The sequence below is a fragment of the Candidatus Thioglobus sp. genome (assembly GCA_028228555.1).
Taxonomy (GTDB): Bacteria; Pseudomonadota; Gammaproteobacteria; order PS1; family Pseudothioglobaceae; genus Thioglobus_A.
On record JAOJBP010000002.1, the window covers coordinates 35940 to 50652 of the forward strand.

The 14713-nt window shown below is 36.0% G+C and carries 14 protein-coding genes; 10 read left to right on the forward strand and 4 right to left on the reverse strand.

The genetic code is table 11. From position 1 onward, the window contains the following. Positions 1-45: 45 nt before the first annotated feature. On the forward strand, positions 46-378 hold the full coding sequence (locus N9Y32_01860; GenBank protein MDB2589754.1) for a helix-turn-helix transcriptional regulator: 333 nt from the start codon (positions 46-48) through the stop codon (positions 376-378). 34 nt (positions 379-412) lie between these two features. Continuing rightward, on the forward strand, positions 413-1456 hold the full coding sequence (locus tag N9Y32_01865; GenBank protein MDB2589755.1) for a hypothetical protein: 1044 nt from the start codon (positions 413-415) through the stop codon (positions 1454-1456). On the opposite strand, the gene N9Y32_01870 is transcribed toward N9Y32_01865, so the two are convergent. Then, the gene (locus tag N9Y32_01870) at positions 1451-1867 is read right to left on the reverse strand and encodes an NnrU family protein (GenBank protein MDB2589756.1); all 417 of its coding nucleotides are present in this window, start codon (positions 1865-1867) and stop codon (positions 1451-1453) included. The genes N9Y32_01865 and N9Y32_01870 overlap by 6 nt on opposite strands. Positions 1868-1937: 70 nt before the next feature. On the opposite strand from N9Y32_01870, the gene ubiM reads away from it, so the two are divergent. Both ubiM and pdxH read left to right on the forward strand, forming a co-directional pair. Then, positions 1938-3158: a 5-demethoxyubiquinol-8 5-hydroxylase UbiM gene (ubiM, locus tag N9Y32_01875; protein ID MDB2589757.1), complete on the forward strand. Its 1221-nt coding sequence runs from the start codon at positions 1938-1940 to the stop codon at positions 3156-3158. Positions 3159-3163: 5 nt separating this feature from the next. Next, positions 3164-3796 carry a pyridoxamine 5'-phosphate oxidase gene (gene pdxH / locus N9Y32_01880; GenBank protein ID MDB2589758.1) on the forward strand — a complete coding sequence of 211 codons (633 nt, stop codon included), beginning with the start codon at positions 3164-3166 and terminating at the stop codon, positions 3794-3796. Here pdxH and aroE read toward each other — a convergent pair. From aroE to N9Y32_01895, 3 genes are all read right to left on the reverse strand, one after another. Beyond that, a complete protein-coding gene (gene aroE, locus N9Y32_01885; GenBank protein MDB2589759.1) occupies positions 3785-4588 on the reverse strand; it encodes a shikimate dehydrogenase in 804 nt (267 codons plus the stop codon). The genes pdxH and aroE overlap by 12 nt on opposite strands. 5 nt (positions 4589-4593) lie before the next feature. Beyond that, a complete protein-coding gene (locus N9Y32_01890) occupies positions 4594-6606 on the reverse strand; it encodes an Rne/Rng family ribonuclease (protein MDB2589760.1) in 2013 nt (670 codons plus the stop codon). A gap of 341 nt (positions 6607-6947) precedes the next feature. Then, on the reverse strand, positions 6948-7667 hold the full coding sequence (locus N9Y32_01895; protein ID MDB2589761.1) for a pteridine reductase: 720 nt from the start codon (positions 7665-7667) through the stop codon (positions 6948-6950). A 16-nt stretch (positions 7668-7683) separates the two neighbouring features. Between N9Y32_01895 and N9Y32_01900 the strand changes: the two genes are divergently transcribed. The 6 genes from N9Y32_01900 to ftsA are packed head-to-tail and all read left to right on the forward strand — an operon-like array spanning position 7684 to position 14713. Continuing rightward, complete coding sequence (locus tag N9Y32_01900; GenBank protein MDB2589762.1) at positions 7684-8778, forward strand: SAM-dependent methyltransferase; 1095 nt, start codon at positions 7684-7686, stop codon at positions 8776-8778. 13 nt (positions 8779-8791) lie between these two features. Next, positions 8792-9586: an undecaprenyl-diphosphate phosphatase gene (locus N9Y32_01905; GenBank protein ID MDB2589763.1), complete on the forward strand. Its 795-nt coding sequence runs from the start codon at positions 8792-8794 to the stop codon at positions 9584-9586. Next, positions 9574-12087, forward strand: coding sequence for an aminopeptidase N (pepN, locus tag N9Y32_01910; protein MDB2589764.1), 2514 nt, complete (start codon positions 9574-9576; stop codon positions 12085-12087). The genes N9Y32_01905 and pepN overlap by 13 nt, the downstream gene beginning before the upstream one ends. After that, on the forward strand, positions 12087-12557 hold the full coding sequence (locus N9Y32_01915) for a CinA family protein (GenBank protein MDB2589765.1): 471 nt from the start codon (positions 12087-12089) through the stop codon (positions 12555-12557). Before pepN ends, N9Y32_01915 begins: the two co-directional genes overlap by 1 nt. Further along, positions 12541-13509, forward strand: a complete 969-nt coding sequence (gene dusA / locus N9Y32_01920; protein ID MDB2589766.1) for a tRNA dihydrouridine(20/20a) synthase DusA — start codon at positions 12541-12543, stop codon at positions 13507-13509. Before N9Y32_01915 ends, dusA begins: the two co-directional genes overlap by 17 nt. Beyond that, the gene (gene ftsA / locus N9Y32_01925; protein ID MDB2589767.1) at positions 13496-14713 is read left to right on the forward strand and encodes a cell division protein FtsA; all 1218 of its coding nucleotides are present in this window, start codon (positions 13496-13498) and stop codon (positions 14711-14713) included. Before dusA ends, ftsA begins: the two co-directional genes overlap by 14 nt.

The window sequence follows — 14713 nt, forward strand, 5'->3', positions numbered from 1 at the left end:
AAGGTACTAACCTTTTAGATACTATTGATACTTAAAGATAAAAAAATGAACAATAAAGCAAATACAAAGCTAGAAAAATGTCCAGTTGAAACGTCAATTGATATTTTGGCAGGAAAATGGAAAATTTTAATATTGTGGTATTTATTATCAGAAACAAGAAGATTTGGTGAATTGCAAAAATTAATGCCAAGAATTACGCAAAAAATGTTAATTCAAAAGCTGAGAGAGTTGGAGAGAGATGCGATAGTACATAGAGAGGTTTACCCAGTTGTTCCTCCAAAAGTTGAATATTCTCTTACAATTTATGGGCAAAGTTTAAAGCCATTACTAAAATCACTTTATTTATGGGGCGAGATACATAAAAACAAAGCATCTTAAATATTTATCGACTATTAATCATTCAATTTAATTTATGAAATTATTATCTTTATTTTTCTTGCTGTTTAGTGGCATCTTGTTTGCCGAATCTGATCTTTATGACCGAGCTAAGGCATACTATTATGGCAACGGTGTTGAGCAAAATTATAACAAAGCTTTTAAGGCTTTTTCACATGCAGATAAAGCGGGTGATTTAGCAGCAAAAACTGCTTTAGGTCTTATGTATATTGAAGGCAAAGGTACTGATCAAAATGACAAAAAAGGCATTGATTTAATAAAGAAATCGGCCATTCAGAATCATGCTAAAGCCCAGTATTATTTAGGCAGTATGTACTATCTAGGAATTGGTGTTAAGCGTGATTTAATAATTGCTCATCAATGGATTAAAAAATCAGCCAAACAAGGCTATTCAGATGCACAATACAATTTATCTCAGATGTATGAAAAGGGCAATGGTGTTAAGAAAAATTTACTTTTAGCTAATAAATGGCGGCTAGAAGCGGCACAATCTGGCAATAGTGATGAGCAGCATCGTCTTGGCGCGGCTTATGCCCATGATAAGGATTATGAGCAAGCTTATAAGTGGCTAAAAAAATCAGCTAATCAAGGTCATGCACTTGCTCAATATCAATTGGCAGTGTTCTATCAAAATGGCTACTATATTTTAAAAGATAATGAAGAGGCGCTAAATTGGTATCAAAAATCTTTTGCCAATGGTAATAAAGCTCCAGCTTACGCTCTTGCAAATTATTACGATTCAGGTAAATACATTAACCTTGATTATAGCAAGTCACACAAGCTTTATCAGCAATCAATCGAACAAGGAAATTTACAAGCTTATTTAGATATTGCTAGACACTATGAATTAGGCCAAGGTGTTGAGGTTGATTTAACTAAAGCTTATAGCTTTGTCATTGCAGCAGCGAGAAAAGGTAATCAGGCTGCTTGGCGAAAAGTGGCCGACTTATACTTGCAAGGTAGAGGTGTTGATTTATCAGTTGAAAAAGCTAAATATTGGCTTAAAAAACTATCAAATTCTGGAGATTTGCAGGCTACCAAAAAACTAAAAGAGTTATAAAAATGGAATAAATCGGCCAGTTTTTTCTTTATATGTTTGATAGTTGTCAAAACGCCTTGTGAGTAATTTTTCTTCAAGCCTAGATTTTAAAATTAAATTCACCAATAAAATCAACATTACACCTTGCGAAATGAAGTGAGAGTTTGTAAGCATTAGCGCTAGGCATAATAACAAAACACTAGTGTACATAGGATGTCTAATAAATCGATAAATACCACTTGTTCGAAGTTGATGTAACTTCTTTAAAGTGGGTGCTATGTTCAAATTATCTACCTTCATATTAAATACAGCAGTCATTCCAATTACCATAGATGTAATGAGTAAGCTTATTACCGTTATATCAACGAATTCATACCGAAAGTTAAGGATTAAATAAATAATACAGCTAAATTGAATAACAACATAAATCATAAGAAGTTGTGAGAGTTGTGAGAGTTATAATAGGAATATTATCTCAAATATTGTGGAACTAAATATGCAAATAACATACGATATTGTAATTATTGGTGCCGGCCCTGCTGGATTAGGCTTTGCGGCCTCTATGCTCGATACAAATGTAAATGTATTGATATTGGAAAGATCTGATTTGGAAGATATTTCATCGCCAAAAGTTGATGGTAGAGAAGTCGCATTGACACACCTTTCATTAAAAATATTAAAGAAACTGGGTGTTTGGGATTTGGTAGATAAAACAAAAGTTTCTCCATTGAGGGAGGCTAAAGTGTTTGATGGCGACTCACCTTCTTTATTAAATTTTAAAAGTGATAAGGCTAACATTGAAGCATTAGGGTATTTGGTGCCTAATCACAAAATAAGGCAAGCCTTGTATAACAGGGTTAAAGATGCCAAAAATATCACCATACAAACCAATACAGTGGCTGATGATGTTATTCAGCTTGAAAATAGTGCGCAAATTGTTTTAGTAGATGGTAAATGTATCGAGACAAAACTAGTGATTGCAGCGGATAGCCGTTTTTCTAGCATTCGTCGCAAAGTAGGTATTCCTACTTTAATGAAGGATTTCTCTAAAGTCATGATTATCACCAAAATGATGCATGAAAAATCTCATGAAAATATCGCACTAGAATGTTTTGATTATGGAAGAACACTGGCCTTATTGCCGATGATTGGCGATGCTTCATCAGTGGTATTAACTGTTAAAACTGATGAGTCTAAAAAGATACTAGAAATGAACGAGGCTGAATTTAACGAAATGATTACTTCGTCTTTTAAAGCAAGTCTAGGTGAGATGACTCAATCGGGGGAAAGACACTCTTATCCATTAGTGGCAACGCATGCGCAAACTTTTATCGCTCAACGCTTTGCACTGATTGGTGATGCCGCTGTGGGCATGCATCCTGTAACTGCTCATGGATATAATTTAGGCTTAAGAGGTCAGGATATATTAGCTACTTTGATTAAAGAAGCTTTAGAACATGGGCAAGATATTGGCTCTAGTTCGTTGTTAAAATTGTATGAAAAAAAACACATTAACTTAACTCGATTAATGTTTTTTGGCACTAATGGTATTGTTGCGTTATTTACTAATGATGCGCCTGTGATTAAGCAAGTTAGAAGGGCGGTGTTAAAGTTCGCTGAGAATTTTCCACCCATTAAATACCTCATCTCTAATCAGTTGACCGAAGCAAAGAGCAGTAAATTTACACCTTTTGAAAAAATTCTTAAAAAACTGCCTTTCTAATGACAATAGATTTAAACGCTCTAAGACGTGAATTTACTAGTAATGGTATATCACGCGAACAAATGAATGCAAGTCCTTTTGTTCAATTTGAACATTGGATGAAACAGGCGACCGAAGCAGATTTAACCCTTCCTAATGCAATGAGTATTGCCACAAGTTGTGCAGATGAGGTTAGTATTAGGACGGTTTTGTTAAAATCATTTGATGAACAAGGGTTTGTGTTTTTTACCAATTACAATTCTAAAAAATCTCAGCAAATTAAACAAAATCCAAATGCAGCTTTATTATTCCCCTGGTTAGATTTAGAAAGGCAGGTAAAGATCTCAGGTCGTGTAGAAAAAATCTCAACATTAGATTCTATTAAATACTTTTCATCACGCCCGAAAGACTCCCAGTTGGGGGCTTGGGCATCAAACCAATCTGGTTCATTATCATCAAGACAAGTTTTATTGACTCAATTTGAAGCCATGAAAAGCAAGTTTAAGAAAGGCGATATTCCCTTACCTGATTTTTGGGGTGGATATAGAGTTGTTCCTCACAGTATTGAATTTTGGCAAGGTAGAGAAAACCGATTACATGACCGGTTTGTTTATCTTAAGCAAGGCGAAGATTGGGTGGTTGAGAGACTAGCCCCTTAGGTTTTTAATTACTGGGTGTGTATCGGGTTTTATCTGGGTCCAAAACTCAAAACTACTGGCCGCTTGCTCTACTAACATTCCCAGTCCATCAGAAATGATTAAGGCATTGTTGTCCTTAGCCCAATCCATAAAAGGAGTTTGCTTGCCATACATTAAGTCATAGCAAATTGCATTGTCAGCACATCCTGAGTCAATCTCAGGCATATTTCCATCTAATGAAGCACTTGTTGCGTTAATAATCAGATCAATAGGCTCTGATTTAATCTTATCTAATCCAAAACCACTAACAGGGCCATACTTTGAAAATTCATTTGCCAATTTTTCTGCCTTACTAGCCGTTCTATTGGCAATCATAATCTGACTTGGTTGCTGCCCAAGTAAAGGCAGAATAATACCTTGAGTGGCGCCACCAGCTCCTAGAATAAGAATTTTTTTACCTTTAAGTGACAAGCCAAGATTTTGGGTTAAATCATTAACCAGGCCTAAGCCATCAGTATTTTCACCAATTAACTTATTTTCTTGAATCTTGATTGTATTAACGGCACCAGCCATTTTTGCATTTAAGGTAAGTTCAGTAACCAAGTTAAATGCATCTACTTTAAAAGGCACAGTAATATTAAAACCGTTAGCGCCTTTTTCTATAAATTGTCGGACTGAATAATTAAAACCATCAAGAGGCGCCAAAATTTTAGCATAGTTAACCTTTAATCCAGTTTGCTGGGCAAACTGGATATGGATAGCAGGAGACAGGCTATGTTTAATAGGATTGCCAAACACCGCTAATTCATACATCGATATTATTCCGGTTGTTTTGACTCTACCTGCTTAGTTTGAGGTTGCTGTTCTTTCGAAGAATTTACCTCTGAAGTTTTAGCAGGAGAACTTGGCTTTTTAATTGGTTGATCAGGTTTATTTACTGGCCCATTATTCGGATTTTTTTTTGGCGCATTACCTTGCTGCTTATTACCTTGCTGCTTATTACCTTGCTGCTTATTACCTTGTTGCTTAGGCTTACCTTGCTGCTTATTGCCTTGTTGTTTAGGCTTATTCTGTTGTTGATTTTGATTGTTGGATTTGTTTCTATTGCGATTTCTATTGCGATTTCTATTATTTGAATTAGTTTTGCGCTGATTATTGGTTTTTTTCTTTTTCCCAAATAAGGCTGCCTTGATCTTAGCAAATAGAGATAGTTTAGGCTTAATAGTTTCAGGTACACGAGTTTTTGGTCGATTCATGTTTACTGCTGGAATTTCAGACTCATCTGCCAATCCATTTTCTGCTAGTACATGCTGTGGTTTTGAGATCCCTTGATAGCTCTTATGTTGCGATTTCTTGTCACCTTTTTGTTTAGTAATGCTAAAGTTAGGGAATTGCATGTAAGGGTTGGGCAGTAGCGTAATCTTAACACCATGTTTTATTTCTAATCTTGTGACATCTTGGCGTTTTTCATTCAGGATATAAGTAATAACTTCAACACTTGATTGAATAGTGATTCTTGATGTTTGAGTACTAGCATTACAGCCATCTTCTAACTGTCTAAGGATCGAAAGAGCTAAGGTTGGAATTGTTGGCGTTGTACCACGACCATTACAGGCTGGACAAGATTTTTCAACAGATTCTGTTACAGAGCTCATTAAGCGCTGTCTGGACATTTCAAGCAAGCCAAATTTAGAAATATTACCAATTTGAATGCGTGCTCGATCTGATTGAGTGGCAACTTCCATTGCTTTTTCAATAGCTTGACGATGCTCTTCAGTAGTCATGTCGATAAAGTCAATGACGACTAACCCACCAATATCCCTAAGTTGCAACTGAAGGGCGATCTCTTTGGCTGCTTCTAAGTTAGTGTTGTAGGCAGTTTCTTCAATGTCAGAGCCTTTGGTTGCTCGAGCAGAGTTAATATCAACGGCAGTTAGAGCTTCAGTTGGATCAAAAACAATAGTCGCACCAGAGCGCAAAGCTACCTCACGATTAAAAACACTTTTAACTTGACTCTCTACACCCATATGGTTAAACAAAGAGTGTTCCGTCACATCAAAGAACTTGATACGATCTAAATACTGAGGAAGTACAAAGCTTACAAATTCTTTAGCATTTTGAAAGGCTTCTAATTCATCAATAATAACACTGTCAGTGTCTGCACGTAAGTGGTCACGTAGGGTACGAATGATAATATCACTTTCTTGATAAATTAAGAAAGGTGCTGGGCGTTTTTTTGCCACCGTATTAATAGACATCCAAAGATCAGACAGGTAGTCAACTTCCCACTGAAGTTCTTCTAAGCTCTTGCCACTGCCTGCAGTACGGATTATTAGGCCAGAATTTTTAGGCATTATAATTTTACCAATAATATCTTTTAGAGATTGTCTGTCAGATGAAGTGATCTGACGAGATATTCCATGGCTTTTAGGGTTGTTTGGCGTTAGAATCATATAAGCGCCAGCTAAGTTGATATAGGTGCTTAATGCAGCGCCTTTATTGCCGCGCTCTTCTTTTTCAACCTGAACAATAATCTCTTGACCTTCTTTTAGAACGTCTGAGATGGTTAGTTTGGCACCTTTTGGTGTAACACCATTTTGCAGGGATTCTGCAACTTCCTTGAAAGGCAGGAAGCCTTGTTTTTCATTGCCATAATCGACAAATGCAGCTTCTAATGATTGCTCTACTCGTGATATTTTTCCACGATAGATATTGCCTTTAGTCTTTTTATTAAGACTGGTCTCAATGTTAAGTCCAGTAAGTTTTTTGTTCTTGACAACACCTACTCTGATTTCTTCCTTGTGAGTAGCGTTGATTAAAATGTGATTCATGGTTAAGTCCTTTTAATGGTGGACTTAAGTGCGCACATAGGCAATCAATACTAATGTATTGATTTGATATTAAAGTGTGATTTGTGTTCATCATAATGATCAAAAAAACCTTTCTTTATAAGGGTTAAACCCTTTTCAGGTCTTTCTACTCTGTCGCAGAAAGCCGTGAAATATTCTCTTATGTGGCAACAATAAGCCCAAAATATTCTTTAACTTCTGTGGTTTTTTTCTTAGCACGGAAGTATTTTGTAAATTCTTTTAGCTGATAAAAAATATCAAGCTTCTTTATTATAACACAAATATCGCTCTTAAAGAATTGTAAGATTTTTTATTCAAAAATATTATTGGTTTAGATTTCGTCCACCATCGACAGCAATAATTTGACCGGTGATGTAGTTAGACTGAGTTAAAAATAATACAGTATCAGCGATATCATTTGCAGATCCTTGTTTTTTTAGAGCGATTTTATTTAGCATAGATTGCTTTTGAGACTGGTTGAGCTCCGCTTCATTTTCTGGCCATATGATAGAGCCAGGTGAAACTCCATTGACTCGAATATTAGGCGCTAATTCTTTGGCTAATGTTTTTGTCATCATGGCAATACCCGCTTTAGAAATATTATAAATGGTATGATTTCTGAGTGGTCTTTCTCCATGAATATCAATAATATTAACGATAGAGCCATTATTCTGAGCTAGTTTTCTACTAAAAGTGCTTGATAAAAAAAGCGGCCCCATTAAATTGGTATTCATAACTTTTTGATAATCAGACATTTTTAAATCATCTATTGGCGTTGGATAAAAAACTGATGCATTATTGATTAAAACATCTAATGACTCAACTGATTGACATAACTGTTCAATATCATCAATGTTAGAGAGTTCAGCCTGACTTGTTTTAGCTGATTCTGGTCGAATTGAATTAAGCTCATCGGCTAAATTTTGCGCACCCAGAGAAGAGGAATTGTAATGAATAATAATATTGAAACTTGCCTTATGTAATGTGCGACAAATTTGTTGACCAATACGGTGTGCACCGCCTGTGATTAATGCTGTTTTCATATAAAATATCGATGTAATGAAGCTTATCGAAGTAATTAAAAATACTATTATACAAAAACAAGCACCCATAGGTTTCGATAAATTTATGGAATTGGCATTGTATTATCCTCAATTAGGCTATTACCGTTCTGGATCGGAAAAATTTGGCGAAAAAGGAGATTTTGTCACTGCACCTGAAACATCAGACTTATTTGGTTTTTGTTTGGCAAGGCAATGTACTCAAGTTCTTAATGGTGACAATGATATTTTAGAGTTTGGTGCGGGTAGTGGTGTGCTTGCTGCTCAAATATTGTTTGAATTAGGTCGATTAGAGTGCCTACCAAGGTTTTATTATATTCTTGAATTGAGTAGTGAGCTAAAACACCGACAGCACCAGACTATTGCTAAAGCGTTGCCAGAATTGCTAGAACGAGTTATATGGCTAGATAAACTACCAGAAGGTTTTAATGGAGTGGTGATTGCTAATGAAGTATTAGATGCCATGCCTGCTAAGCGCTTTATGCAAAAAGAGGGTGAATTTCATGAACTTTGTGTTGACATTGAAAATGATCAGCTTAATTGGAAGCTGGATGATGCTGTTTTTCAAAAATCAACTATCAAGATGCCCAATGGAACAGATGAGGGTTATACGACTGAGGTAAATCTAAGAGCGATGGCTTGGATTGATTCGCTATATGAGGCACTCGATGAAGCTGTAGTCTTAATTGTTGATTATGGCATGCATCGAGATGAGTATTTTCATCCTCAAAGGCTTGATGGTACTCTTCGCTGCTATTATCAACATAAAGCCAGTGACAATCCTTTTGTGAATATTGGGGAGCAGGATATCACCACTTCGGTTAATTTTTCAGATATGGCTGATCAAGCAAATATCTCAGGTTTTAAAGTAGCTGGATATGCCACGCAAGCGTTATTTTTAATCGCACTGGGTATTGATGAGTATCTGCTTGAAGAACAAGATGAGAGTAAACGTATCAGTCTAGCTCAGCAGGTTAAGCAATTAGTTCTACCTAGTGCCATGGGTGAAAGTTTTAAAATTTTGGCTTTGAGTAAGTCGATACAAGTAAAATTAATTGGATTTAAAGAACAAGACTTAAGTCATAAGTTGTAAACTTGTTATTATTATGGATTTCATTCAAACAATAGTATTATCTCTCGTTCAGGGACTAAGTGAATTTTTGCCAATCTCTTCTTCTGCGCACTTAATTCTTGTACCTAAGTTAACTGATTGGCCAGATCAAGGACTGGCATTTGATGTGGTCGTTCATTTAGGTACGTTAAGTGCTATTGTCTTTTATTATCGAGCTATTATTCGCATCCTTATTCAAGATTTTTTTTATTCAGTGATTAAAATTCAGACCATGGGTCAATCAAAACTAGCTTGGGGTGTTTTACTTGGAACTATTCCAGTTGGCTTAGCAGGCTTAATATTTAAAGATTTTATTGAGCTTAATTTACGCTCGACCGAGGTTATTGCTTATTCAACGCTTGCGTTTGGTTTGTTATTAGGTTTCTCGAGTTGGATTAATACCCAAAATAAAAACCCTAGATCTGAATTAAATTGGCAGGATATTGGATTTATTGGCATCATGCAGGCTTTAGCATTGATTCCAGGCACGTCTAGATCAGGTATTACCATTACAGCAGGTTTACTGATTGGACTTTCTCGAAATATGTCAACTCAGTTTGCTTTTTTATTATCCGTTCCTGTTATTACCCTGTCAGCCTTATTAATGTTACTGGAGCTATCTCAACAGCCACAAATGGTTGATTGGCCTATGTTAGCCATTGGGTTTCTAGTAGCAGGGTTAAGTGCGTATTTTACAGTGGTGTTTTTTATTAAATTATTAGACACTATTGGTTTAATGCCCTTTGTTGTTTATCGAATTATTTTAGGAGTGTTATTATTAGCAATCTAACCCCACAGCCAATTTATAGAAAAGACTATAAGCCAAGTAACTATTTGATTCACACTACAGATCTTAGTTTTGATCTGCGTGAGCATGAAACCTTAGTGAACTCAAAGATTCATTTTTACAAAAATCCTAATGGCCAAATAGCCAAAAATAGTCTTTTTTTAAATGGCGAGGATCTTGAGTTAATCTCAATTACGATTAAAGGTGTTACGCCTAAGTATGAGTTAACACCAGAAGGGCTGCAGCTTCAAGATTTAAATGATGAATTTGTTCTAGAAATATGTAATCGAATTCACCCTGAAAGTAATACCAGTTTAAATGGGCTTTATCAGTCTAGCAAAAACTACTGTACTCAATGTGAAGCGCATGGCTTTAGACAAATAACTTTTTACCTAGATAGGCCTGATGTACTAAGTGTTTTTACAACGCACATTAAGGCGCAGAGCGATCGTTACCCTGTGCTACTTAGTAATGGTAATTTATTAAAAACATCTTCGGGTCAAGCAACTTGGCATGATCCAACTCCCAAGCCATGCTATCTTTTTGCCTTGGTGGCTGGAGACTTTGCTGTTTTAGAAGATAATTACACAACATTGTCTGGTCGAGTAGTGGCACTTAAAATTTATGTTAAAGAGCATAATATTGGCAAAACTAAATTTGCCATGGATTCACTTAAGCGCTCATTTGCCTGGGATGAGTCACGCTTTAATCTAGAGTACGACTTAGATATTTATATGATTGTTGCAGTTGATGATTTCAACATGGGCGCAATGGAGAATAAAGGTTTAAATATTTTTAATTCAACCTATGTTTTGGCAGAACCTAAGACGGCTACTGATAAAGATTTTATCAATGTTGAAGCGGTTATTGGACATGAGTACTTTCATAATTGGACTGGCAACAGGGTAACGTGTAAGGATTGGTTTCAGTTGAGTCTTAAGGAGGGGTTGACTGTTTTTAGAGATCAAGAGTTCACCTCTGACCTTCATTCACGCTCAATTAAACGTATTGAAGATGTTAATGCTTTACGTACTTTCCAGTTTGCTGAAGATGCAGGCCCTATGAGTCACCCTGTAAGGCCTGAAAGCTATATCGAAATGAATAATTTTTATACCTTGACAGTCTATGAAAAGGGCTCAGAAGTTATCCGCATGATTCATAGTTTTTTAGGTGAAGTAGGTTTTCAAAAAGGTATGAAGCTTTATTTTGAACGCCATGATGGTGATGCGGTAACAATTGATGATTTTGTAGCTAGTATGAGCGATGCTAATCAATTTGATTTTTCCCAATTTATGACTTGGTACTCTCAACCTGGAACACCTAGTATTAGCATTAAAACAAATTATGATGAGCAAAATGAACGCTTTCATGTTGAAGTTGAGCAAAATAATGAGTGCAACTATTTTCTTCCACTGAGCTACGCTTTGCTGGATAACCAGGGTAATGAGTTAAAAGAAGGCATGTTAACCATTAAAAACCAAAAAGAAGTTTTTGTTTTTGAAGGTATGAAATCACGTCCAACACCTTCTTGGTTGAGAGGATTTTCTGCACCAATTAATTTATTAACAGACGTAACATTTGAACAAAAAATATTTTTAGTTGGACATGATAGTGATGCTTACGTGGTTTGGGATAGTGCACAACAAATCTGGTTATCGTTAATCTTAATGCCCAATAAAGTTCATGAGAAGTTGTTCTTTAATGCAATAGAAAATCTCGCCCAAACTAGGCAAGATAAATCATTAGTTAGTGAGATCTTAACGCTACCTTCAGAACGATTTTTACATCAAAAAGTAGCCGTGATTGATGTGTTTGATATTTACCAAAAGCGCGAAGAAATGGCGAACAAGGTGTTAAATAGATTTAAACCTTTATTGTTAGAGCTTTATCATTCATCAAATAATAATAAAACTTACCAGTTAACACCTGAAGCAGTGGGAGAGAGATCTTTGAAGAACACATGCTTGTATTATCTGAGTAAAGATAAAGAGTCTGATTTGGCAAGCATCCAATTTAAGCAAGCAAACTGCATGACCGATCAAATTGCAGCTTTTAGTATATTAGTGTCTAGCGACAATATTTATAAAAAACAAGCGATATTGGATTTCTATCAAATGTTTAAGCAAGATGCTCAAGTGATGGATAAGTTTTTTGCGGTTCAGTCGGCCTCAATTACAAGCGACATAGAAAGTATTAAGTTGTTAATGGAGCATGAATTATTTTCTTTTAATACGCCAAATCGATTACGAAGTGTCGTGGGTAGTTTTGCGCAAAATTATGTTAATTTTCATCATCAAGCTGGCTATGAGTTTTTTACGGACATTATTTTAAAGTTAAATAAATCAAATCCACAAATAGGCGCTCGCCTGGTTTCAGTTTATAACCATTGGAAGCGCTTTACACCAGAATTAAAAAAACTACAAAAACAGCAGTTGGAGAAGATCATTCAAAGTGATGATTTATCAAATGATATTTTTGAAATCGTTCAGGCGGCACTAAAGTAATGTCCAAGCTAAACCGACTCATTGATCTGTTAATAGAGAAGAAGCTAACCATAGCGGTAGCTGAGTCTTGCACAGGCGGTGCGCTAAGCTCCTTGTTAACAAGCCAAAGCGGCTCATCTGTTTATTTTGACAGAGGATTTGTTACCTACAGTAATCAATCAAAGACAGATATGCTAGGCGTGCTTGAAAGTAATCTAGAAGCCTTTGGAGCAGTGAGTGAACAGACTGCTAAGCAGATGGTTAGTGGGGTTGTTAAGCAGTCAAAGGTAGATATTTCAGTTGCTATTACAGGTATTGCAGGCCCACATGGTGGTAGTCAAGAAAAACCAGTTGGCATGGTTTGCTTTGGTTTTTACATTTTAGGTAAATATTTTACAACTACGCAAAATTTTACGGGAGATAGACATCAAGTAGTTGATGCTAGTATCGACTTTGCATTAACAACATTAGTACATGAAATTTCAAACTAAATTTTCAGTCGCCCCAATGATGGATTGGACAGATCGACATTGTCGATATTTCCATCGTTTGATGTCCAAAAATGCACAGCTATGGACTGAAATGGTCACCGCTAAAGCTATTATCCATGGGGATAAAAATCGCCTACTTGATTATGATGCACAAGAGCATTCATTAGTCTTGCAACTGGGGGGTAGTGATCCTAAAGAGATGGCAACTGCTGCTAAGGTGGGCCAAGACTGGGGTTATGATGAAATTAATATTAACGTTGGCTGCCCTTCAGACAGAGTTCAATCAGGCAGTTTTGGTGCCTGTTTAATGCAAACACCAGACATTGTTGCCCAATGCATAGAAGCAATGGGTGATGCTGTTGATACACCACTTAGTGTTAAGTCACGGATTGGTGTGGATGATATGCAGAATTATGAAGAGCTAACAAACTTTATTGAAATTGTTAACAATGCAGGTTGCGATAACTTTGTTCTTCACGCGAGAAAAGCTTGGCTTCAAGGACTTAGTCCCAAAGAAAATAGAACTGTTCCCCCGCTAAATTATGATTGGGTATATCGAGTTAAAAAAGACTTTCCAAAATTAACTATTGGTATTAATGGTGGAATTACATCTTTAAATGAAGTTAATGAGCATTTGAATCAAGTTGATAACGCTATGCTAGGAAGAGCGGCTTATCATCAGCCTTATCTTTTGGCTAACGTTGATCAAGAAATCCATCAAAGCTCTCGATCAGTTATTTCCCGAGAGCAAGTGCTCTTAGAGTTTGTAGCGTATATGGAAAAACAGCAGGCTAATTCTGTGCCTATTAGATCTATGACTAGGCATATTTTGGGTTTGTATCATGCACAACCAAATGCTAAAAAATTTAAACGTTTACTGAGTGGAAAAATCGTTGAAATAGATCATTTATATCAATGGTTAGATCAAGGAGAGACATATGTCGGATCGTGATTTCTTTGCCAGTATTGACGTAGGTTCCAGCAAAATAGTAGCATTAATAGCGGATATCGAAGATAATAAATTTCATGTACTAGGTCATGCAATCGGACCCTCTTTAGGTGTTAAAAATGGAATTATTGTTGATGTTGATAGTGCCTCACAAGCAATTAAACAGGTGGTTGATAAAGTCAACAAAAAATGTAATCGAAAACCTAAGTTTGTTAACATTAATGTGTCTGATTCAAATCTAAGAACTAATAATCAAAATAGACCTATTAGCTTTAATGGCAATACAAAAGTTATTACTAAAAAAGATGTAGAGCAAGCTATTCAAAACTCTTCAGCAGGTATTATGTCTGCCAATAAAAAAGAGCTTGATCCTATTGTTAATAATTTTACAATTAATGATGAAGTAGAAATGCTACCAATTGGCATGGAGGCTGTTTTTCTTGGTGCTCAAGTGCATCTTACCTCGGTGTCTAATCAGGCGATTAATAATATTAGCCAGAGTCTTATTTCAAGTGATTTAGGCGTTGATAAAATCATCCTAGATTCTATTGCTAGTAGCTCAATTTGTATTACTCAAGAAGACAAAGATAGAGGTGTTTGTTTGTTGGATATAGGCGCAGGTGTGAGCAATATTTCAGTTTTCGCCAAAGGTGGTATTGTGTTTAGCCAAGTATTTAATGCAGGTGGTAATTCTGTTACTAATAATATTGCTCAATCATACAATACAACATTTGATGAAGCTGAGCGCTTAAAAATATCATTCGGAATGATTCAGCTTGATCCAATCACTAAGGATCAGCTGATTAAGTTTGAACAAATTGGGTCTGTCGAAGCGCGTTACTTATCGCTGCATGAGTTGATTTCGGTGATTGAGAAATCTTATAAAGAAATCTGTACATTGGTTAAAAGAAGCTTGAAGAGTGAAAAGCTAGATAGGACTATCAAAGAAGGGTTTGTGGTTATTGGTGGTGCGAGCAAGATAAAGTATTGTGAGAGTTTTTTGATAAAGGAGTTTCGTTCACGTAGCAAAATTGCTACCATCAACAGAGATTTAGTTAGCGGTAATGAAAATATTTTAACCAATACTGACTATTTTTCTGCACTCGGCTTACTAACCTGTAACATACCAGACTCTTATTTACAAGAGTCAGATCAAGTGCAAAAAGGCGGCTTGTTTGGTACAATGAAAGATATATTTAGTCTATAA

Bases quoted from the DNA above. Each gene is read 5' to 3' on its own strand.
- N9Y32_01860 (MDB2589754.1), top strand. From the start codon at position 46: ATGAACAATAAAGCAAATACAAAGCTAGAAAAATGTCCAGTTGAAACG.
- N9Y32_01865 (MDB2589755.1), top strand. From the start codon at position 413: ATGAAATTATTATCTTTATTTTTCTTGCTGTTTAGTGGCATCTTGTTT.
- N9Y32_01870 (MDB2589756.1), bottom strand. From the start codon at position 1,867: ATGATTTATGTTGTTATTCAATTTAGCTGTATTATTTATTTAATCCTT.
- aroE (MDB2589759.1), bottom strand. From the start codon at position 4,588: ATGTATGAATTAGCGGTGTTTGGCAATCCTATTAAACATAGCCTGTCT.
- N9Y32_01890 (MDB2589760.1), bottom strand. From the start codon at position 6,606: ATGAATCACATTTTAATCAACGCTACTCACAAGGAAGAAATCAGAGTA.
- N9Y32_01895 (MDB2589761.1), bottom strand. From the start codon at position 7,667: ATGAAAACAGCATTAATCACAGGCGGTGCACACCGTATTGGTCAACAA.
- N9Y32_01900 (MDB2589762.1), top strand. From the start codon at position 7,684: ATGAAGCTTATCGAAGTAATTAAAAATACTATTATACAAAAACAAGCA.
- N9Y32_01905 (MDB2589763.1), top strand. From the start codon at position 8,792: ATGGATTTCATTCAAACAATAGTATTATCTCTCGTTCAGGGACTAAGT.
- N9Y32_01915 (MDB2589765.1), top strand. From the start codon at position 12,087: ATGTCCAAGCTAAACCGACTCATTGATCTGTTAATAGAGAAGAAGCTA.
- dusA (MDB2589766.1), top strand. From the start codon at position 12,541: ATGAAATTTCAAACTAAATTTTCAGTCGCCCCAATGATGGATTGGACA.
- ftsA (MDB2589767.1), top strand. From the start codon at position 13,496: ATGTCGGATCGTGATTTCTTTGCCAGTATTGACGTAGGTTCCAGCAAA.